Origin of the sequence: Acidovorax temperans (assembly GCF_028596105.1) — a bacterium.
GTDB lineage: Bacteria > Pseudomonadota > Gammaproteobacteria > Burkholderiales > Burkholderiaceae_C > Acidovorax > Acidovorax temperans.
This window is the reverse complement of the sequence record NZ_CP117193.1, coordinates 1468856-1487850: the sequence shown is the minus strand read 5'-3', so window position 1 is coordinate 1487850 and position 18995 is coordinate 1468856. Positions and strand designations below refer to the sequence as shown.

The window sequence follows — 18995 nt, the reverse complement described above, 5'->3', positions numbered from 1 at the left end:
AGGCTCTCAATAAAAAATACCAGGCAGAAAAGCGGCGGGCCGCCGTACCGCGGCTCAGCGATCCAGCGCCAAGGCCCGGCGCCGCGCAGGGCGATCGGCGCGGGCCAGATAGGCCTCGATGACCGGGCAGCCGCCCAGCAGCGGGCGCGCAGTCTCGAACAAGCTCATGAACAGGATGTCCGCAGCGGTGAAACGCTGCCCGAGCAGGTAGGGGCCACGTGACAGCGTGTGCCGGATGTGCTGCATCATTGATTGATTCAGGCCGCGCATCGCCGGATCCTGCGCCAGCAGGCCCTTCCCCTCCATGTAGACCAGGGGTTCGGTCAAACCCACCTGATAGAAGAGCCAGGTGAGATAGGCTCCACGCAACGCATGCCCCGCCGGCACGCCGACCTCGGCCTCGGGATGCAGATCGGTCAGGTAAAGCGCAATGGCAGCCGTCTCGGATACCAAGTGGCCATCGTGCTCCAGCGCGGGCGTGAACCCATGCGGGTGCGGATTGCGCGGATCGGCTTCACTGCCATCGTTGCGCGGGTATTTCACCACCACGACCTCCCGTTCCATGCCCAATTCCTCCAGCAGCCACAGAATGCGCGCCGAATTGGAGCCGGGTGCGTGATACAGCTTCAGCATCATGTGTCCTTGTAGCGAGATAGGCGATGTGATCGACGCCCGTGCAAAACCGCGTTATCGTTCTTTGTCAGTCGTGCCTGGCCTGGGTCGGCAACCCAAAAGCAGCCCAGGCACCCGCGGAGAGCGCCGCACCGGTCATCCAGAACACCGGGGCAACACCCAACGCGGCGCCGGCGGCGCCAAAACCCAAGGGCATCACCAAGGTGGAGAAATGGATGACGGTGGACCGCAGGCCAAGGGCCTCGCCTTGGCGCTCCGGCGGTGCAAAGGTGTGCAGGCTGGACATGACAGCGGGCTGGATGGCCCCCAGTCCCAGGCCTATGGTGCCGGCGCAAGCCGCCATGGCCCACGTGCTGTCCAACCAGGGATAGAGCAGGAAAACCGATGCCGTCAAGGTCAGCGCACCGGTCATCACCCACCGGGGCTGGAGACGCTCCGCCAAAAAGGGGATCGCCAGCCGCACGGCCGCTGAGGTGACGGCGTAGCTGGCCAGCACCGTGCCGATGGCCGATGCGCTCAAGCCCCGCTCGTGGCCCAGGATCGGCAACGCAAAAGCGTGGGCATCCCAGCAGGCGGCAATCAGCCAATTGATGAAGAACAGTCGCCGAAGATCGCGGTCGCCCAGCAGGTCCCAAGCCTTCGGGGGAGTATCGGTCCGTTTCGCGGGCGCCCGAGGCGCCTCGGCAGGGACTCGGGTGGTGGCGAGCAGCGTCCCCAGAGGCAGCAGAGCCAGTCCGACGAAAGCCGCACGATAGCTCACATGGTCGATCAGCATGCCCGCCAGGACCGGGCCGATGAAAGTCGCGATGGACGGCGCGAGTGCCACCCAGCTGAAGATCCGCAGGCGTTCCGCCTCGCCCCGGGCCAGCCGGCCTGCCGTGCGCTGCAGTGAAATCATGCCCACCGCAGAGCCCGCCCCCACCAGGGCCGCGGCGCCTCCCAGAGCCCAGACATGGGACGCCGAAGCGGCAAGAGCGGCCCCCGCCAGCGCCAGCAAGGCACCAATGCGCGTTCCCAGGTGGTACCCCCGACGATCCACCAGGCGCCCGGCAGGAATGGCGAGCACAAAGGGGAAGGCGGCAAACAGCGCCATCAACAACCCGATCACGGCAGGGCCCCGCGATTCGCTCACCGCCAACAAGGGGACGGTCATGCGCATGCCGTTGAGGCAGCCATGCAATCCGACCTGCGCGGCGACCAGCGTCAGCAGCGTCCATCCGAAACTGAAACGCCCGCTGCGTGCCATGGAATCAACCGAGGGCATCCTCGATGGCCGCGATCAGCCTTGCATCATCGGGTGCCACGTCGGGAGCGAAACGGGCCACCACGGCCCCATCACGGCCAATCAGGAATTTCTCGAAATTCCACATCACATCGGTATCTGCCTTGGGCAGCAGTTGATGCTTGGACAAGGTGTCGCGCAGCCGTGGATCGCCGGACGCGACGGCATGAGGCTGCGCAGCGATCAGGGCGGCATAGAGCGGGTGTCTGGGCTCACTGTTGATCCGCAATTTGGTGAAAAGCGGAAAGCTCACGCGGTAGTTGGTGTCGCAGAAGTCGCGGATCTCGTCCTCGCTTCCCGGCTCCTGGCCCGCAAAATCGTTGCAGGGAAATCCCAGCACGTGCAGGCCACGGTCGCGAAAGCGGTCGTACAGGGACTGCAGGCCGGCGTACTGCGGGGTCAGCCCGCATTGGGAAGCCACGTTGACGACCAGCATCACCTGTCCCTTGAAGGGGGCGAGGCTCGTATCGGAGCCGTTCAGGGCCTGAAGGGGAATGTCGAAGATCGATGTGCTCACGGTGATACCTCCTGGTAGGCTTGTTGAACCAAAGTCATGCGGCCGCCCGCCAGCATCAAAGCGCAGAACATCTGCAGTTCAACGCTCTCGGCGGTCGAAAAGTGCTCGGCCAACGCTGTGAAATGCCCTTCTCCAATGGCATGCGCATCGGCTGCGAACAGCTCGGCATACGCCAGCGCGGCCCGCTCGGCGGGCGAAAAGTGGGCGCTGCCGATCTGCTGGCAATTGAGGGCTTCCAGGTCTTGCGCGTCCACGCGGTCGCTCTTGCGCGCCAGCTGGCAGGCTTGGCACTGCGTGATGCTGGCGATGCGCAGCCGCACCAGTTCCCGCAGCCGCCCGTCCAGCACGCCGTGGCTGTGGAACTGGTCCAGCAGCGCCAGCCATGCCAGCGCGGCCTGCGGCCGGTGGGCCCAGACCTGCACCGGCACGGTGGAACTGAGCATGCGTGTCTCGACGCCCCGCCGCACGGCCTCGCGCAGTGGCGCCGGAAAATCGGCCAGCGGCACCAGCGGCAGGCGCGCCACGGTCACAGCCGCTCGATGAGGGTGGCGGTCCCCATGCCGCCGGCGCAGCAGATCGCCTGCAGCGCATAACGTCCGCCCCGACGCTCCAGCTCGTGCAGCATCGACGTCATGATGCGCGCTCCGCTCGCCCCCAAGGGGTGCCCCAGCGCGATGGCACCGCCGTTGACGTTCAAACGCTCGGAAGACACGCCCAGCTCTTTCATCCAGACCAGGGGAACCGAGGCAAACGCCTCGTTGATCTCGAAGAGGTCGATGTCGTCCAGTGTGAGCCCCGCCTGCGCCAGCACTTTGCGGGTGGCCGCGACCGGCCCGGTCAGCATCAGCGTGGGATCGGAGCCCACCGTGGTCATGGCGAGAATGCGCGCGCGGGGCTTGAGGCCCAGCGACCGGGCCTTGACCGAAGACATCAGCAGCAAACCCGCCGCCCCATCCGAGATCTGCGAAGAGTTCCCGGCAGTCAGGCGACCGTCCGCGCGGAAGCTGGTTTTGAGGGTCGCCAGCTTCTCGACGGCCGTACCGGGACGGATCGTTTCGTCCGCGGAGAACAAGTGCGCCTCGCCCTCTGCGCCCTTCTCGCGCACCTGCATCACGGGCACCGGCACGATTTCTTTCTCGAAATGGCCGGCAGAGGCAGCCGCGCAAGCGCGCCGATGGCTTTCCGCGGCGAACGCATCGAGGTCTTCCCGGCCCAGCTCCCACTGGTCGCACAAGCGCTCGGCCGCTTCACCCTGGCTCGTCATTTCGTAGCGCTCGGCGACCATCCAGCCAAAGGCCTCCCCATGGATGCTGCGGTTGCTGCCCATGGGCACCCGGCTCATGTTCTCGGCACCGCCGGCCACGACCACCTCGGCCGACCCGAACGCAATCAGGCCCGCGGCCACGTGCACGGCCTCTTCACCCGAACCGCATTTGCGGTCGATCGTCAGGCCAGGAATTGTGCAGGGCCAGCCGGCCCCTAGCAGTGACGTGCGCGCGATATTGGCCGACTGCTCACCGACCTGGGTGACGCAGCCGAAGATGACGTCGTCCACCAATTCCGGCTCAAGCCCCGAACGGGTAATGAGCTCGTCCAGAACGACGGCACCCAGGTGATCGGCGCGCACGGGCGCCAGGCTGCCTTTGAATTTTCCGACGGGCGTGCGAACCGCGCCGACGATCACCACATCCGGGCGACTCACAGAACGCTCGCTTTCAGGCCGGAGCCAGGAATGCGCTGGCCTTTTTCGTCGTACTGGTACACGCCCGCGCCGGTCTTGCGCCCATGGCGGCCGGAGGCCACCATCTTGATTATCAGAGGGCAGGGACGGAACTTGTCGCCCAGCGTCGAGTGCAGGTAACGAAGCACCGACAGCCGGGTATCCCATCCGGTCAGGTCTCCGAGTTCGAGGGGCCCCATCGGATGGTTGAAGCCCATGCGCAGCGCTGTGTCGATGTCCTCGGCAGTGGCCACGCCCTCCTGCAGCATCCACATCGCCTCGTTGCCCAGCATGGCCGACATCCGGCTGGTGGTCAGGCCCGGGGACTCGTTGACGATGATCGACGTCTTGCCCAGCGCGTCGCTGTATTCGCGGGTTCTGGCCACGGTCTCGTCGCTGGTGGCGATGCCGCGCACCAGCTCGACCAGCTTCATCTTGTGCACCGGGTTGAAGAAGTGCATGCCCACCACCCGTTCAGGCTGGGGCACGGCCGTGGCGATCTCGGTCACGCTCAGCGCGGAGGTGTTCGTGGCGATGATGGCGTCGGGCAGCATGTGGGCGGCGGCCGTGGCCACCACCTGCTTCTTCACCGCGATGTTCTCGGTGACGGTCTCGACCAGCAGTGCAGCCCCCGCGGATGCGGCAGCGAGATCGGCTTGCGTCGTAAGCCTGGATTTCGCCGCATCGGCCACCGCCGCATCGAGCTTGCCGAGGCGAACCCCGTCGTCCAGGATCTTGGCCACGGCGGAGAGTGCCTTGGCGGCCGCAGCTTCGTTGCTGTCCACCAGCACGGTGACGAAGCCGGAGCTGGCGAAGGCATGGGCGATGCCGGTTCCCATCAGGCCGCCACCGGCGACGACCACCTTGTTTTGCGTAATGCTCATGTACTGTCTCCCTGATTGCTTATTGGGCTGTCGTGACGATGTTGCGCAACAGACCGATGCCGGGAATCTCGGCCTCGACCACGTCACCGGGCTTGAGAAACTTGCCGGAACCCTGCCCCGTGCCGGCCGGCGAGCCGGTGAACATGACATCGCCGCTCTCGAAACGCGAGCGCTCGTCCACGAACTTCACCAGTTCCGCGACATCCCAGGTCATCTCGGCCGTGTCGCCGTCCTGGCGAATTTCCCCATTCACGCGCAGCAGCAGGCGCAGCGACAGCTTTCCCTCGCGCGCAAACTCATCGCGCGTCACGATCCACGGGCCGAGGCCCGTGGTCTGGTCACCGCTCTTGGCCGCAAACAGATCCATTCCGACACCGGGCGGTCCGCTGCGCTGCAGATCGCGCGAGCTCACGTCGTTGCCCACGGTGTATCCCAGCACGCTGGAGATGGGGTCATCGCGGTTGACCGTGTCGCCAATCACGGCCACCAGTTCCACCTCGTGATCCAGCTCCTGCGTCAGGGGCGGGTAGCGCAATGCGTCGTTCGCCCCGATGAGCGCGCCATGGGCCTTCAGGAAGGCGATAGGCTGGCTGTGGCTCTTGATGCCGAAGTCGGCCGCGAGATGCTTGGCGTAGTTGGCCCCAGCGACCACCACCCGGTTGGTCTTCTCGATGGGTGGCAGAAGCCGCACCGAGTCGAGCGCACGCACGGCGCCACGGAAGCGCAGCGCAGCCTCCCCCTCGCCGCGCGTGATAGCCGGACCCCAATCGGAGACCCCGCCCTCGATCGGGCGCAGTTCGTCGCGTTCGGTATCGACCAGCGCCCAGAACGGGGCACCGCCATCGGTGCAGCGTGCGAGCTTCATGCAGCGACTCTGGCAGCAGGTTGGACGGCGGGCTTGCCCAGCTTGGCAGGATCCAGGTGCAGCAGCTCGCACGCATTCTTCCAGCGAATCTTCTGCAGATCGTCGTCCGACAGGCGCAGGCCATCGGTCAGGTCGTGGCGAACGGCGTCGCTGCCGCCGAAGTTGCTGCCATACAGAACGCGATCGGCACCAATGATGTCAATCAGTGCCTGGCGCATCGGCACTTCGTGCAATTCGACGTCGAACCAGAAGTTCTTCAGATACTCCTCGACCGGCTTCTTGTTGAACGCCACGTCGAGATTGCGGTTGGTCTGGGCCAGGCGGCCGAGCTGGTACGGGATGTACCCGCCGCCATGGGTGATGTAGACCTTGAGATTGGGGAAGCGATCCAGAACGCCGCCATTGATCAGGTACCAGAAGAAGCGCGTCTCGTCGTAGTTCATGCCGACGATGGCCGTGGTTTCGTACTGGTCATGGTCGGCCTGCATGCCCCAGGTGACCGATTGGTTGTAGCCGTGGATGAAGATCGGCAGATCGAGGTCGCACATCGTTTTCCAGACGACGTCGAGCTGCGGCGAATCCGCCTCCAACCCGCCGAAGTTCGCGCCGCCGGCCACCAGGCCCTTCGCGCCGAGTTCGGTGCAGGCGCGGCGGATTTCCTTGGCTGCGTCGTGCGGCGCATTCAGCGGCGCATGGGCCCAGAACATCAGGCGATCCGGCGCGGCCGAGCAGTAGTCGGCCAGGATGTCGTTGACCTTGGTGGCGAAGCGCACCGAGAACTCGGGGTCGGCCCAGTACATGTAGCAGTGCGAAGGCACCGACAGCACCTGCGCATTCTGCCCTGCGGCATCCATGCCATTGAGGCGGTTCTTCGGATCCGCCCAACGGGCCATGTATTCCTCGACGCTCGGTCCCTTCCCGGCACGAACCGCTGCCTTGCGTTCGGGCGAGCCCAGGCGCAGCACCCAATGGCCAACGCGAAGCTTGACGTCGCCATCCGGGTGCCGCTCAAAGAACGGCCCCCAAAACGGATGCTGGTTGTAGTACCCCGGTAGCGGGGCATGGGCGTGGAGGTCGATCAGCATGATGATTCTTTCAGGTTCGGGCACTGCCCCAAGGGCCGGTGCAGATGTCGTTCGCGTGCTACTGAAGCAGTGACAGCCGCCAGAAATCCGGCATGCGTTTGCACTGCGTCAATGCGATATTAATCAAAAACAGCGATTCTGTTCAAGTTATCGCAAACACTGAGGCGACGACACAGCCGCTACAGGCACCCTGAAGACTGTCTTGCATGGAGCTCTTTATGTACAAACACCTGCTCGTCGCCCTGGACGACACCCCGCTGGGAATGGCAACCGTCACCCATTCGGTCAGCTTTGCGCGGGCACTGGGGGCCCGGATCACCTTTTTCCACGCGGCCCCCGATCTGGCCGCCACCGGCGAAGGCTCCATGCTGCATTCGCTCGACCGCCAAGCCTTCACCGCCGAAAGCGACATGCCCCGACATGCGGTGCTGCTCAAGGCGGCCACGGCCGCGAGGATCGGCGGCGTCGAATGCTCGACGGATGCGCTCGTCAGCGACCATCCGGCCCAGGCCATTCTCGAAGCGGCGCAGCGGCACGCCTGCGATCTGCTCTTCGTGAGTTCCCACGGCCGCGTGCCTGGCTTGCGGGGTTGGCTGCACAGCAGCGTGACCCGCCAGCTGCTGCAAATCGCCAACCTTCCCGTGCATGTGGCCAGCATCGAGTCGAATGACGAGCAGGCCGACGCGAACCGCGCGCTCGCCATCGTGGCGGGAGAACATCGTTCCATCGCTGCGGTACTCACCGGCCTGCAGCAATTGGATCGCGCAGGGCGTATCGATGGCACGATTCCCGACGTGGCGCTGATGCGGCAAATGGTCGACTACCTGCGCCAGTTTCCGACGAGGCTGCACCACCCCAAGGAAGAGGCCTTCATCTTCCGCCTGCTCCGTCAGCGCACGAGCGAACACAATGCAGTGCTGGACGAACTGGAACGGCAGCATGTGCTGGAAAACACCTTGATCGATGCCTTGCTCACCGCCCTCGCCCGTCACTGGCATGGAGATGCAGACGCCGCGGAAGCAGTCACCGCTGCCGTCCAGCGCCTGAGCGGCGCGGTCTGGGAGCACATGTCCCTGGAAGAGACCGTCATTTTCCCGGCTGCACGCCGGCATCTGACCAGCGCCGACTGGTCAGTTGTCTACAAAGCCTTTTCCGCGCACCACGACCCCCTTTTCAGCCACTCCCCCGAGATGCCGATGAGGCAATTGTTCGCGCGCATCGCTACCGCCCTGCAATAGGGTGACGGGTGCATGCCACTGCCGCAGGAGACAATTCACCGCCTGGCGCGGGGGGGCGCACCTGTGGCCAGGGCCTCCACCATTCGGCCAATGCGCCGGGGCAACGTCTTGCGATCAGCATCCCCCGGCACCAGTTGCTCGCTCAACACATAGCGGATCAGGAGTTCGCATACCAGTTCCCGATCCACCTTGACGCCAAAACGAGCCTCCCAGGCATCGAAAACAGAGCCGAGAACGTCCTGGAACCGGACCACCGAGTCGTGGAAGATGCGGCGAAAGAAACCAAGGGCGTATTCCGGTGCGGCGACCAGCAACCGGCGCGCGCGGCCATGCTCCAAGTAGTGGTCCAGGTAGCGAATCAACGCGTCGAAGCGCTCGTCGGGGTCCTGGTAGGGTTGGACGGCCTCTGCCAAGGTGACATGGAACTGCTCGCGTTTGTGACGGGCAAACGCATCCAGCAGTTCATCCTGAGACGCGAAATAGCGATAGAACGTGCCGCGGGAAATACCCGCCTCGCGGCAGACATCGAGTATCGAGATCCGCTCGGCGCCAGATTTCAGCACGATGTTCTCGGTGACCATCAGGATGTTCGCAATCGTTTGCTCGGAACGCCGGTTGCTGCGCCCACGGCGTACGCCAACCGGCCCTGTCTCTGCGGCCACCGGGCTCGTCTTCTCCACCATGGCGACAGCCGCCGCAGGTTTCTGCACAACAGGCGCCGCAACGCCACGATCCACCACCCTGCGACGGGGCTTGCCAACCGCTTTCGATGCGACTGCGGCTTGCTTGTTCGTGCTCTTGAGGGTCATTTCCATGCTTTCTGAGGTTCAGTGAGAGATTCGGCGCTTGGCGATGCGGCCAAGGGTTTACCAGCACGCACGGTGAAAAATCTAAATATAGAATTCTCATCTTTATCTAGAATTTTTTGCATCCTTGGGTGTGGCTTGGAGCGTTTTGCATGGCAGGAATCGGCAATCCCGACACGTGGTCCCTCGGTCAACAAGATACGGTCATTGCGGCGCTCGAACGCGCGGTAGCCAAACATTCCGACCGGGTGTTGCTCGACTTCTCGGGTGAACTCCATACCTACGGCGAAGTGGATCGCCAGTCGACCCGTTTGGCCCATGCGTTCGCGGCGCTGGGCGTGCAACCCGGCCAGACGGTCGTGACGATGCTCGACAACAACATCGATGCCGTGCTGTGCTGGTTCGCCATCAATAAGCTCTGCGCCGTCAGCGTACCCATCAACACCGCGCTCAAGGGTGAATTCCTGCGCCACCAGATTGCCGATGCTGGCGCGGCGCTCGTGGTCTGCGAGGCTGCGTATGCCGAACGCATCGCGGCGGTTTCGGACGGGTTGCCGGACGTGCAGCAGGTCCTGACCCGGGGAACGCCCGGCGACAGGCAGTGCGGCACCCTGCCCCTGGCCTCGCTCGACGAACACCGCGGCAGCGATGACAGCGCGTTCGAGCGCAAACCCCAGCCCTGGGAACTGGCCTGCCTCATCTACACCTCGGGCACGACCGGACCGTCCAAGGGCTGCATGATCAGCTACAACTACATGTGCAATCTGGCGCGTCTGCAACTGCGCGCCGGGCCGGCCAACGAAAACGACGTCACGATCACGCCCCTGCCGCTGTTCCACATGAACGCCATGTGCGTGGGCGTGCTGGCATCGATTCTGGTCGGCGCCCGCGTCGCTTTCGTTCCGCGTTTTTCGGTGTCGAACTTCTGGCCCGAAGTGGAGCGCAGCGGTGCCACCATCGCCTCCATCCTGGGCAGCATGGGGGCGATGCTGGCCAACGCGCCGGATACCGAGGCCGGGCGGCGCTGCAAGGGGCAGATCCATACAGTGCGGGGCAATCCGTTCACGGAGGAAGTCAAATCCATCTGGCGCGAACGCTTCGGCGCGAAACAGGTGGGCGGCAACGGCTATGGCCTCACCGAAGCGGCAGTGATCACTTCGCTGGCCGGTGGCGAGTATGCCGCACCCGGTTCGTCTGGAAAGCGCATTCCCGATTTCGACGTGCGCATCGTGGACGACCTCGACCGGGAAGTGCCGACCGGGACTTCTGGCGAAATCGTGGTGCGGCCGCTGCGCCCGGACATCATGTTCATGGGCTACTGGCGCAGGCCGGAAGACACGCTGAAGATCATGCGCAACCTCTGGCTGCACACCGGGGATATTGGCAAGTTCGACGAGCAAGGCTTTTTCTATTTCGTTGATCGCAAGAAAGACTACCTGCGCAGACGCGGCGAAAACATCTCCAGCTTCGAGATGGAGGCTGCCTTCGCCCGCCACCCAGCCCTGGCCGAAGTCGCCGTGCACGCCATCCCGTCCGACAAGGGGGAAGACGACGTCAAGGTGACCGCCATGCTGCGCCCTGGCATGGCGCTGGCGCCCGAGGATCTTTTCCAGTGGGCCATCGACGCCGTCCCCTACTACGCCCTGCCGCGTTACATCGAATTCCGCGACAGCCTTCCCAAGAACCCCCAGGGGCGGGTTCTGAAGTATGAACTGCGCGACCAAGGTTGCACACCGGCCACCTGGGACCAGGAAACCAGCGGCATACAGGTCACCAAGCGCTGAAGCCTGTCTCCGGTGCATCAGTATTCGCGCACCGGCACATGGGCCGGGCGCGAGTTGTAGCCTGGCAAATGCAGCCCACCGTCCACGTGCATGGTGATTCCGGTCACGAACCGCGCCATCTCCGAGCCCAGAAAGACGGCCACTGGCCCGATATCCAGTTCCGGATCACCCGAGCGACCCATGGGCCGGGCGGCGGCCGAGCGCTCGGCGAAACCGGGGATTTCGGCGGCCAGCTTATGGAATGTCGCCCCCATGGCTGTCGGTGCAATGGCGTTGCAAGTGATGTTGAACCGGCCCCATTCGGCCGCCGCGCTGCGCGTCAGTCCGACGACACCGGATTTGCCCGTGTTGTAGTCGGCATGCTGCCAGGCTCCGATGTCCACGTCGATCGACGTGAAATTGATGATGCGCCCACCACCGCGCGCACGCATGTGCAGCAAGGCAGCGCGCATGGCCCACCAGGACGCCCAGACGGTAGATGTCAGCGTACGCTCCAGCATCGCATCCGTCTTGTCCTCCAGCAACACGTTCTCGGATGGGACGAAGGCATTGTTGATGAGAATGTCGAGCCCGCCAAAGCTATCCGCTGCGGCCTGAATAGCGGCTTCCACGCTGTCCTTGCGGAGCACGTCGGTGGGCACGAACAGGGCGCGCGCGCCCATCTGCTGGAGTTCGGCCTCGGCCTCGGCGCCGGTCACGGGATCGAGCTCGGCAATCAGTACCGCAGCGCCTTCTCGCGCATAGCAGCGTGCAATGCCGCGTCCGATACCACCGCCCGCTCCGGTGATCAGCGCCACCTTGTCTTTCAGCAAGCCCATTGAATCTCCTTATATTAGACAGAATTCTTTTTATCGTACACTTTAAGACACTTCGTGTCAGCCGGAAAAATCAGGCTTCGCGCGTTGCCAGCCGACGGCAGAGGCCCCGAAAGAAAGTTCCCATGCCTGTATTCCGACGCCGCATTCTGATCGCAACCGATCCCGTGGAAGCCGGCTTTCGCTGCCGGGCCGCGCTGGAGGATGACTTCCATCATTTCCGGGTCGAACTCGTCGTCCGGGATGGGCTCATCGCCTTCGTGCGTGGCGAAGCTCCTCGCCACCCTTACAGCCTGTGTCCTTCGGCGGCTGGCCAACTCCAACAGCTGGTCGGCACTCCCCCTGCGACAAGCGCTCACGGCGTGATGCGCCAAGTCGATCCCAGCGAGCAATGCACCCACATGCTGGAACTCAGCGGCCTGGCCGCGGCCGCCGCGTCCCGGGCCCTGCCGCGACGCCGTTATGACATCGAGGTGCCACTGAGAATCGAAGGACGCACATACGCGACCCTCGATCGCGACGGCATCCGGCTGCTGGCCTGGGATATCCAGGACCTGGACATCGTAGGGCCTCCCCCTTACGAAGGCATCGGGTTGCGCCAGGGCATGGCGCGCTGGGCGTTTGCCCACCTGACCGAAGACATGGCCGAAGCAGCACTGGTATTGCGGCGATGTGCCGTGATTTCCATGGGGAAGAATCGTCCCCTCGATGCACAGCGCCATGCCAGAACGACCGGGGCCTGCTATGCGCAGCAGCCTGGAAGAGCCCCTCTGGCTTTGCGCCAAGTGGGCTCGACCTGGAATTTCACGTGGCAGCCCGGCCAGCTATGCCGCGATGACCAGGAATGGCTCGCGTTCAAGGCTTGAAGGCAAGCGCGAGGTCAAAGGAAGATGGCCAGATTCGGCGTACCCAGCACGGCCTGGTCCAGCAGGATCTCGCGCTTGGCCAGCTTGAACCCCTCGCCATCAGCCCGCAGGATGTCCCTGCGTTCCGCGCTGATCAGGTCGTATTCATCGAAGTTGAACCGGCTGCGCGTCACTAGCAGATAGCTGCGCACACTGTATTCCTGGGGCTTGTCCGTCTCTTCGACCAGAACGTTGGTCACGAGTCGGCGCGTGCGCGATGGTGGATCTTCCGCCCAGGCGCTCTTGGTGCCGGTAAGGCGCACGATGCGCCCCATCACGGAGCGCCAATCGTCGTGGTAGTGCTGCATGGTGCGCACCACCGATGCCGCCTGCTGGTTGACCGGCCGTGTTTCCCTCAAGGGAGCGGAGTAGATCAGGTCTTGCGCGAGCAGGGCGCCCCATTCCTTGAGGCGGATTTCGTCAAGCAGGCGCGCCTCGACGTACAGAAATTGAAGGATCTGGTTGTAAACCGGCGATCCGATAGGCACCAGGGCGCCTTGGGCTTCACTCATGGGAGTCTCCGAGATTGGATGGTATCGAGTTGCAAGGAAGGATCAGACCGCGTCGCCCATGAGCTGGCGCCAGTACAACCACCAGTGCCACTGCGTGTCGTCCTTGGTGAAGCCTTCGTTGACGATGCCCGGGCCGGGCCAGCCTTTGGGCGCCCCGGTTTCATAGACAGCCTGGTACTTCAGGGTCATCTTCTTGCCCTGCGCGCCCTTGGCGGCCAGGGTCATGTGCGGCCAGGTGTCGGAGTCGTCCTGCTCCACCATGCCTGATGTGCCAAACAGCTGGATGGTCTGCCTGAGCATCTTGTCGCGCAACTCCTGCGGGGCGTCCTTTTCCGCAAAGATCCAGTTCACGAACTCCAGCTTGTCGGGCCCCTTCGGGACGTAGGCATGCATGGTCATCGAGCCGACCACCGAGCCATCGGCCTGTGGGATGTAGACGAAGCCAAACAGCACGTTCGGGAAGATGCCGCCGACCTGCGGCGGCATGCTGGTCTGCACATGCAGCTGTTCGGGCGTGAGGTTGCGCTTGAGCTGCTCGACCATCTCCTTCGTCATGCCGGCTGGCGGGAGCGCATTGAGCTTTTCGTCCACGCTCAGCACGTCGGGATCGAGCCCGGTCATGCGGCGAATCTTCCGCCCCAGGTCGATGCATCGCAACGCGTGCCCGTGCGGCGAACTGACTTCCACCCCGTACATCTCTGGGCTCAGGTCGCCACCGCTGCCCTCCCCTTCGCCCTTCTTGGAATAGTTGCCGACCTCGCCAAGCCAGCGGTGCAGGGTCAGCGTGTGGTAGCCGTCGGCGGCAGACTGCTCCCCTGCTGCCTTCCAGTTGGCACGCACCGTGAAGCGCTGCGGCGGCCCCAGCACTTCCATGCCTTTGTCGGTGCGCTTGAAAAGGATGTCGTAGTACCACTTGGCGTCGCCAAGGAATTCCTCGAACGAGGGGCCATCGATGTTCCAGGTTGCAAAGATCAGCCCGCCATACAAGGTGACCCGGGCCTTCTTCAACCCCAGTTCCTCCTTGCTCATCATCTTGCCGTGCATCGTCTCCTTCTCGACCGGCGCGCCGAGAAAGGCTCCGTTCGGACGGAAAGCCCAGCCATGGTAGATGCAGGTGTGGATCTGCGTGTTGCCCGCATCCAGGGTCGAAACCCGCATGCCCCGGTGCGTGCACAGGTTGAGAAGCACGTGAACCTCGCCCGACTTATCGCGCGTGACCAGCACCGAGTCGGAACCCATGTCGCGAGTGACGAAGTCCCCCGAGTTGGGAATCTCGGACTCATGGCCGAGGAAAACCCAGATCTTGCCGAAGATCCGCTCCATCTCCAGCTCGTAGAGCTCGGGGTCCGAGAGCGCGCGCATCTGCACCTCCCGTGTGTTCACATTGACCAGATCAACGACCTTGGTTCCATCGGAAAGCGTGGGGGGGGTGGGGCTTAGCATGCGCGTCTCCTTCATCTGTTTGGGCAGCTGTGGGGACGAAATATAAACAACCTAGCAAAGTCTGTACATATAAAGCCCGTTCCAGTGGCCCAAATGCGGCCAAAAACCAGGGTTAACACTAGGTTCGCGCATACCCTCCCAGCCTGGCATCCGCGCCATCCTTCTGGTTCGTGCCGAATTCCGATCAGGCCTTGAGAGAAGCGGTGATCTTGGCATGTGGCCCCGCCACCTGGCTTGCCCAGGCGTCCGGCATCTGGTCGAAGCGATACCCGACATGGTCAAAGGTGATGCGATGCTCGTGCGCCATCCGCAGGAGCCGGCGCCAGGTGGCCTCGCGATCGCTGGCCGAGCGCTGCCCCGTACCCACGCAACTGAGCGTGCGGAACAGCAGGTCGGCGATATCGAGCTTCACTTCGCGCCCGCCCCCCGTGCCGACGGTGAGGATGCGCGCGCCCCAGCGCGTGGCCTTCAGCGCCGCGAGCATGGGCGCACCGCATACGCCGTCGAGAACCACGTCGAACCCCTCGCCCGCCACGGCCTTCAGGGCCACGGCATCGTCGGTGCCGCCCAGGGCCACCACCGCGTCGGCCAGGCCCCGCGCGCGCAAGCGCTCCAGGGCGGCCGCATCGCGGGCCGCCCCCACCACACGGCCAGCGCCCAGAATGCGCGCGAGCTGCAGGGCGAGCTGCCCGAGCGTTCCCGTGGCCCCCAAGATCAGCACGGTTTCGCCAGGCTGGATGCGGGCCTGTTCCAGCGGCAGCAGTGCGCCGGTGCCCGCGATGCCCATGGTGATGGCCAGCGCATCGTCGACATCGTCGGGAACGTCCCACACCTCTTCGGTAGGTACCAAGGTGCGTTCGGCCCAGGCCCCGAAGGGCGCCACCGAGCGCTCGCCGAAATAGACCCGGCGCCCGTCCGGGGCGTGGCCTACCCCCTCGCCCCGAATCACGCACGGGAATTGCACGCCCAGGCGGTAGGCCCCCAGAACATCCCAGCCTCCCAGCCCCGCGGTATCGACCTTGATCAAGGTCGCGCCCTCGCGAGCCTGTGGTTCGGGAAAGTCCTGCAGAACCGGCGGCAGTCCGCGCTCGGCAATCACGGCCGCCCGCATCATGCAGCCCCCAGATCGTAGAGATGGCTCATCTGATGCTCCCAAAGGCTACAGCGCGGTCTCTGCGTCCGCATCAGCGAACATCTTGTTGATGTCGCCCGAGGTCACCGGCTTGCCCGTCTGCCGCACCGGCTTGGCCCCCCCCATGCCCAGCATCGGTTCGACACTCACGTGCTTGGCCTGCGCCCGCAGCGCTCCCACGGTGCAGTTCTCGCGTCCCAGGATGGAGAACGGGTCGTAGGAGAACTCGCGCATGGCGTTGAGGTGGCCGATCTTGTCGATCTGCGCGTCCGTCAGGTGCCGGGTCTGCGCATGGAAGATCTCCGGCGAACCCGGCCAGGTGCAGTCGGAGTGCGGGTAGTCGCACTCCCAGGTCACCTTGTCTTCGCCGATGTCGGCCAGATTGCGCAAGCCGAACTCGTCTTCGATGAAGCAGGTGATGATGTGCTGCCTGAAGACGTCGCTGGGCTTGCCGCCGCCGAAGTCCGTCATGGTCCACTCGTGATGGTGCCGGTAGGTGAAGTCGGCACGCTCCAGCAGGTATGGAATCCATCCGATGCTGCCCTCGGAGAGGGCCATGCGCAGATTGGGGTACTTCTTCCACATGGGGGCCCATATCCAGTCGGCGGCCGAGTTGGCGATCGAGATCGGCATCGAGGTGATCCAGGCATCGATCGGCGTGAGGTCCGAGGCATGCTCGGCCTTGACGCCGGTGCCGATGTGGCAGCAGATCACCACGTCATTGTCCGCGCAAGCCTTCCACACCGGATCCCAATGGTCGGAGTGGATCGAGGGGAACCCATGCAGCGCGGGGTTGTCCGAGAGGGAGATCGCGTGAACCCCCAGCTTGGCCATGCGGCGGATCTCCTGGGCAGCCAGTTCACCATCCCACCATGGAATCAGGCTCAGCGGAATGAACCGCCCCGGCGCTGCATTGCACCAGTCGTGCAGGTGCCAGTCGTTGTAGGCCTGGATGGCGGCGAACGAAACCTCCCGCGCATCCCTGTACTGCTGGAAGCGCTGCCCCGCGAAACCGGGAAAGGTCGGGAAGCAGATGGAGCCCAGCACACCATTGGCGTTCATATCGTCCACCCGGGCCTTGATGTCCCACGTCCCGCGGCGCATGTGCTCGTAGCCCAAAGGCTCCATGCCGTATTCGTCCTTGGGGCGCCCCACCACGGAGTTCAGGCCCATGTAGCCTGTCGCGCGGTCTTCGAAGACCCAGACGTCACGGCCCCTGATTTGAACCACCTTGGGCTGGCGGCCCTTGAATTTGGCTGGCATGTGGCGATCAAAAGCCCCGCGCGGCTCAATCGCGTGGTCGTCAACGCTGACAAGAATGAGGTCGTCGAGTTTCATGATGGACTCCAGATAAAGGAATATGCAAACAAAAGATGGGACCCCGATCGCGCATGGGACGATCGGGAATGCGCCGCGCCGGCCGCGCCGCACATCGCGGCGGGCACGTCCGGCGGGGCACACCGTGCGGCTGATTTGACGGCCTGGGGCTTCAGTCCCAGATCACGGGCACGGAGGACGCGCCGCGCAGCATGCTGCCGGCGATCACGGGCGCGGGGCGGTCCGGATCGAGCCGGATGTTGGGGAACAGGTCGAGCACCGCGTTGATGGCGATGGAAAGCTCCATCTTCGCCAGGTACTGGCCAATGCACATGTGCGGGCCGAAGCCGAAGGTGAAGGACGGCTTCTGGCGGCGGTCGATGTCGAAGGTGTCGCTGTTGTCGAAGATCTCTTCGTCGCGGTTGGCGGAGGCGACCACGCACTGCACCATCGCATCCCTGGGGATCTGCACGCCCCGGATCTCGACATCGCGAACGGCCTGACGCACCTTGACGGTGGACACGGGCTCGAAGCGCACCCCCTCGTCGATCAGCTTGGACACCAGGCTGCGATCGTTGCGGACCCGTTCGACCAGGGCTGGACGCTGCAGCAGCAGCGTCATGATTGAGCTGAAGGTCCGGGTGGTGGTTTCGCCGCCGGCGGCCACCATCGAACGCGCGAAGGTCGTGATTTCGTGGTCGTCGAGCTTGCGCCCCTCGAATTCGGCGCGCAGCAGGCGGCACACCAGGTCGTCTCCGGGAGCTCCTTCGGCGCGGCGGCGCTTGACCAGCGCCATCACGGTCTCATACAAGGTGTTGGTGGCCTTCATCGCGCGCTCGCGGGACGCGGCCTCTTCGGCCGGGTCGATCTTCGGGCCAGCCAGCACGGTCAGGCCCATCGCCGCGTACTCGTAGAAGTTGCCCAGTTCCTCGTCGGGAAAGCCGATCAATCCGTAGATGACGCGGATCGGGAAGTACAGGCCGAAGTCCAGCAGGTCGGCGCGCTTGTCGGGCACCAGGGGCAGGATGAACTCGTCGCGGATCTGGTGCTCGATCGCGGCGCGCCAGGGCAGCACGGCATCGGGTGCAAACACCGGCTGCAGCAGCCCGCGGGCCTTGCGGTGCGCCTCGCCATCCATGGCCGTGATGACCAGTCCGTCGGCACTGAAAAAGCTGCCGAAGCCCTTGGCCATGAAGCGGCTGTTGAAGGTGGCGGAGTCCTGCAGCACGTTCTTGACGTCGTTGTACTTGAACAGGGTGAAGGTCGGGTGACCGTGGTTGGCACCGGCATGCGTGGGCACGCCGATGCTGTTCATGAAGTCGCCGGTCGCGACCGGCGACGTCGCGCGCCTGTCGCGGCACACCGCGTACAGGTCGATGTCGGTCCCTCGGTAGTTGGCCGAAAGTGCAGCGAAAGCCTCTTCGAGCTTCTCGGAACGATAGGTGGTTTTCATTTTTTCCTCAAAGGTGGAACGCGACACCGCAGGTCACAGAAAAATGCCGAGGTTGGGCGTGCCGAGCACGGATTGGTCAATCAGGACCTCGCGCCGCGCCAGTTGCAAGGCGCCGCCTTCCTTGCGCAACACGTCATGGCGGTCGCAGGGGATCAGGTCAAAATAGTCAAAATCGAATCGGTTCCGGGTGAGAAGCATGTAGCTCTGCACCTTGAATTCATTCGGCTTGTCGGTCTTGTAGACGCGCACGTTGCTGACCATCCGGCGCGTGCGCGAGGGAGGGTCTTCGCACCAGGCGCTGCGGGTTTCCGTGATACGGCGCACGCGCAGCATCAACGAGGCGTAGTTGTCGTGCATGTGCTGAACGGTTCGAATGGTCGTGCCATCCTGCATGCGCACGGGGCGTGTCAAGCGCTGCGGGACGTTGTATTCGATGTCCTGCGCCAGCAGCGCGCGCCATTCGTCAAAGCGCAGCTCATCGAGCATCTCCGCCTCGTCAATGAGGAATTCGACGCATTCGTTGTAAAGGGGACTGCCGACAGGCATGCGGTTGCCGCGCACGGTGGATGGCAGAGGCGTGGGTTCGAGCAGGTTGGCAAACATG

The 18995-nt window shown here is 64.2% G+C and carries 19 protein-coding genes; 3 read left to right on the top strand and 16 right to left on the bottom strand.

Annotated elements, in window-relative coordinates; all coding sequences use genetic code 11:
• Nucleotides 1-54 precede the first annotated feature (54 nt).
• The 8 genes from PQV96_RS07035 to PQV96_RS07000 form a co-directional block, all read right to left on the bottom strand.
• Entirely contained in the window at nucleotides 55-636 is a 582-nt protein-coding gene (locus tag PQV96_RS07035) for a glutathione S-transferase family protein (protein ID WP_082753520.1), read from the bottom strand.
• A gap of 64 nt (nucleotides 637-700) precedes the next feature.
• The gene (locus PQV96_RS07030) at nucleotides 701-1879 is read right to left on the bottom strand and encodes an MFS transporter (protein ID WP_119014745.1); all 1179 of its coding nucleotides are present in this window, start codon (nucleotides 1877-1879) and stop codon (nucleotides 701-703) included.
• A gap of 4 nt (nucleotides 1880-1883) precedes the next feature.
• Nucleotides 1884-2432, bottom strand: a complete 549-nt coding sequence (locus tag PQV96_RS07025; protein ID WP_060987168.1) for a glutathione peroxidase — start codon at nucleotides 2430-2432, stop codon at nucleotides 1884-1886.
• Complete coding sequence (locus PQV96_RS07020) at nucleotides 2429-2962, bottom strand: carboxymuconolactone decarboxylase family protein (RefSeq protein WP_273624889.1); 534 nt, start codon at nucleotides 2960-2962, stop codon at nucleotides 2429-2431. The genes PQV96_RS07025 and PQV96_RS07020 overlap by 4 nt, the downstream gene beginning before the upstream one ends.
• The gene (locus PQV96_RS07015; protein ID WP_121506352.1) at nucleotides 2959-4134 is read right to left on the bottom strand and encodes a thiolase family protein; all 1176 of its coding nucleotides are present in this window, start codon (nucleotides 4132-4134) and stop codon (nucleotides 2959-2961) included. The genes PQV96_RS07020 and PQV96_RS07015 overlap by 4 nt, the downstream gene beginning before the upstream one ends.
• Nucleotides 4131-5036: a 3-hydroxyacyl-CoA dehydrogenase gene (locus PQV96_RS07010; protein WP_063460660.1), complete on the bottom strand. Its 906-nt coding sequence runs from the start codon at nucleotides 5034-5036 to the stop codon at nucleotides 4131-4133. Before PQV96_RS07010 ends, PQV96_RS07015 begins: the two co-directional genes overlap by 4 nt.
• 19 nt (nucleotides 5037-5055) lie before the next feature.
• Entirely contained in the window at nucleotides 5056-5901 is an 846-nt protein-coding gene (locus PQV96_RS07005) for a fumarylacetoacetate hydrolase family protein (RefSeq protein ID WP_060987171.1), read from the bottom strand.
• Nucleotides 5898-6986: an amidohydrolase family protein gene (locus tag PQV96_RS07000; protein ID WP_060987172.1), complete on the bottom strand. Its 1089-nt coding sequence runs from the start codon at nucleotides 6984-6986 to the stop codon at nucleotides 5898-5900. Before PQV96_RS07000 ends, PQV96_RS07005 begins: the two co-directional genes overlap by 4 nt.
• 218 nt (nucleotides 6987-7204) lie before the next feature.
• Between PQV96_RS07000 and PQV96_RS06995 the strand changes: the two genes are divergently transcribed.
• The gene (locus tag PQV96_RS06995) at nucleotides 7205-8224 is read left to right on the top strand and encodes a universal stress protein (RefSeq protein WP_273624888.1); all 1020 of its coding nucleotides are present in this window, start codon (nucleotides 7205-7207) and stop codon (nucleotides 8222-8224) included.
• A 35-nt stretch (nucleotides 8225-8259) separates the two neighbouring features.
• On the opposite strand, the gene PQV96_RS06990 is transcribed toward PQV96_RS06995, so the two are convergent.
• The gene (locus tag PQV96_RS06990; protein ID WP_273624887.1) at nucleotides 8260-9039 is read right to left on the bottom strand and encodes a TetR/AcrR family transcriptional regulator; all 780 of its coding nucleotides are present in this window, start codon (nucleotides 9037-9039) and stop codon (nucleotides 8260-8262) included.
• A 143-nt stretch (nucleotides 9040-9182) separates the two neighbouring features.
• Here PQV96_RS06990 and PQV96_RS06985 point away from each other — a divergent pair, with 143 nt between their 5' ends.
• Complete coding sequence (locus PQV96_RS06985) at nucleotides 9183-10814, top strand: ATP-dependent acyl-CoA ligase (RefSeq protein ID WP_273624886.1); 1632 nt, start codon at nucleotides 9183-9185, stop codon at nucleotides 10812-10814.
• 17 nt (nucleotides 10815-10831) lie between these two features.
• Here PQV96_RS06985 and PQV96_RS06980 read toward each other — a convergent pair whose 3' ends face one another.
• Nucleotides 10832-11632, bottom strand: a complete 801-nt coding sequence (locus tag PQV96_RS06980; RefSeq protein WP_273624885.1) for an SDR family NAD(P)-dependent oxidoreductase — start codon at nucleotides 11630-11632, stop codon at nucleotides 10832-10834.
• Nucleotides 11633-11754: 122 nt separating this feature from the next.
• On the opposite strand from PQV96_RS06980, the gene PQV96_RS06975 reads away from it, so the two are divergent.
• Complete coding sequence (locus tag PQV96_RS06975; protein WP_063460662.1) at nucleotides 11755-12495, top strand: DUF2889 domain-containing protein; 741 nt, start codon at nucleotides 11755-11757, stop codon at nucleotides 12493-12495.
• A 14-nt stretch (nucleotides 12496-12509) separates the two neighbouring features.
• On the opposite strand, the gene PQV96_RS06970 is transcribed toward PQV96_RS06975, so the two are convergent.
• The 6 genes from PQV96_RS06970 to PQV96_RS06945 form a co-directional block, all read right to left on the bottom strand.
• Nucleotides 12510-13046 carry a 3-phenylpropionate/cinnamic acid dioxygenase subunit beta gene (locus tag PQV96_RS06970; protein ID WP_063460663.1) on the bottom strand — a complete coding sequence of 179 codons (537 nt, stop codon included), beginning with the start codon at nucleotides 13044-13046 and terminating at the stop codon, nucleotides 12510-12512.
• 42 nt (nucleotides 13047-13088) lie between these two features.
• Nucleotides 13089-14489 carry an aromatic ring-hydroxylating dioxygenase subunit alpha gene (locus tag PQV96_RS06965; protein WP_063460928.1) on the bottom strand — a complete coding sequence of 467 codons (1401 nt, stop codon included), beginning with the start codon at nucleotides 14487-14489 and terminating at the stop codon, nucleotides 13089-13091.
• 184 nt (nucleotides 14490-14673) lie between these two features.
• The gene (locus tag PQV96_RS06960) at nucleotides 14674-15645 is read right to left on the bottom strand and encodes a quinone oxidoreductase family protein (protein ID WP_242638119.1); all 972 of its coding nucleotides are present in this window, start codon (nucleotides 15643-15645) and stop codon (nucleotides 14674-14676) included.
• 3 nt (nucleotides 15646-15648) lie between these two features.
• Nucleotides 15649-16959 (bottom strand): amidohydrolase family protein, encoded by a 1311-nt coding sequence (locus PQV96_RS06955; RefSeq protein WP_273624884.1) that lies wholly within the window; start codon nucleotides 16957-16959, stop codon nucleotides 15649-15651.
• 151 nt (nucleotides 16960-17110) lie between these two features.
• Entirely contained in the window at nucleotides 17111-18391 is a 1281-nt protein-coding gene (locus PQV96_RS06950; RefSeq protein ID WP_060987181.1) for a cytochrome P450, read from the bottom strand.
• 33 nt (nucleotides 18392-18424) lie between these two features.
• On the bottom strand, nucleotides 18425-18994 hold the full coding sequence (locus tag PQV96_RS06945) for an aromatic-ring-hydroxylating dioxygenase subunit beta (RefSeq protein WP_060987199.1): 570 nt from the start codon (nucleotides 18992-18994) through the stop codon (nucleotides 18425-18427).
• Between the last annotated feature and the right edge of the window lies 1 nt (nucleotide 18995).

Excerpts from the sequence above, each read along its gene's own strand:
- PQV96_RS06950 (WP_060987181.1), bottom strand. The coding sequence starts at position 18,391 with ATGAAAACCACCTATCGTTCCGAGAAGCTCGAAGAGGCTTTCGCTGCA.
- PQV96_RS06990 (WP_273624887.1), bottom strand. The coding sequence starts at position 9,039 with ATGGAAATGACCCTCAAGAGCACGAACAAGCAAGCCGCAGTCGCATCG.
- PQV96_RS06970 (WP_063460663.1), bottom strand. The coding sequence starts at position 13,046 with ATGAGTGAAGCCCAAGGCGCCCTGGTGCCTATCGGATCGCCGGTTTAC.
- PQV96_RS06975 (WP_063460662.1), top strand. The coding sequence starts at position 11,755 with ATGCCTGTATTCCGACGCCGCATTCTGATCGCAACCGATCCCGTGGAA.
- PQV96_RS06985 (WP_273624886.1), top strand. The coding sequence starts at position 9,183 with ATGGCAGGAATCGGCAATCCCGACACGTGGTCCCTCGGTCAACAAGAT.
- PQV96_RS07035 (WP_082753520.1), bottom strand. The coding sequence starts at position 636 with ATGATGCTGAAGCTGTATCACGCACCCGGCTCCAATTCGGCGCGCATT.
- PQV96_RS06980 (WP_273624885.1), bottom strand. The coding sequence starts at position 11,632 with ATGGGCTTGCTGAAAGACAAGGTGGCGCTGATCACCGGAGCGGGCGGT.
- PQV96_RS06995 (WP_273624888.1), top strand. The coding sequence starts at position 7,205 with ATGTACAAACACCTGCTCGTCGCCCTGGACGACACCCCGCTGGGAATG.
- PQV96_RS07000 (WP_060987172.1), bottom strand. The coding sequence starts at position 6,986 with ATGCTGATCGACCTCCACGCCCATGCCCCGCTACCGGGGTACTACAAC.
- PQV96_RS06965 (WP_063460928.1), bottom strand. The coding sequence starts at position 14,489 with ATGCTAAGCCCCACCCCCCCCACGCTTTCCGATGGAACCAAGGTCGTT.
- PQV96_RS06955 (WP_273624884.1), bottom strand. The coding sequence starts at position 16,959 with ATGAAACTCGACGACCTCATTCTTGTCAGCGTTGACGACCACGCGATT.
- PQV96_RS07030 (WP_119014745.1), bottom strand. The coding sequence starts at position 1,879 with ATGGCACGCAGCGGGCGTTTCAGTTTCGGATGGACGCTGCTGACGCTG.
- PQV96_RS06945 (WP_060987199.1), bottom strand. The coding sequence starts at position 18,994 with ATGTTTGCCAACCTGCTCGAACCCACGCCTCTGCCATCCACCGTGCGC.
- PQV96_RS07005 (WP_060987171.1), bottom strand. The coding sequence starts at position 5,901 with ATGAAGCTCGCACGCTGCACCGATGGCGGTGCCCCGTTCTGGGCGCTG.
- PQV96_RS07010 (WP_063460660.1), bottom strand. The coding sequence starts at position 5,036 with ATGAGCATTACGCAAAACAAGGTGGTCGTCGCCGGTGGCGGCCTGATG.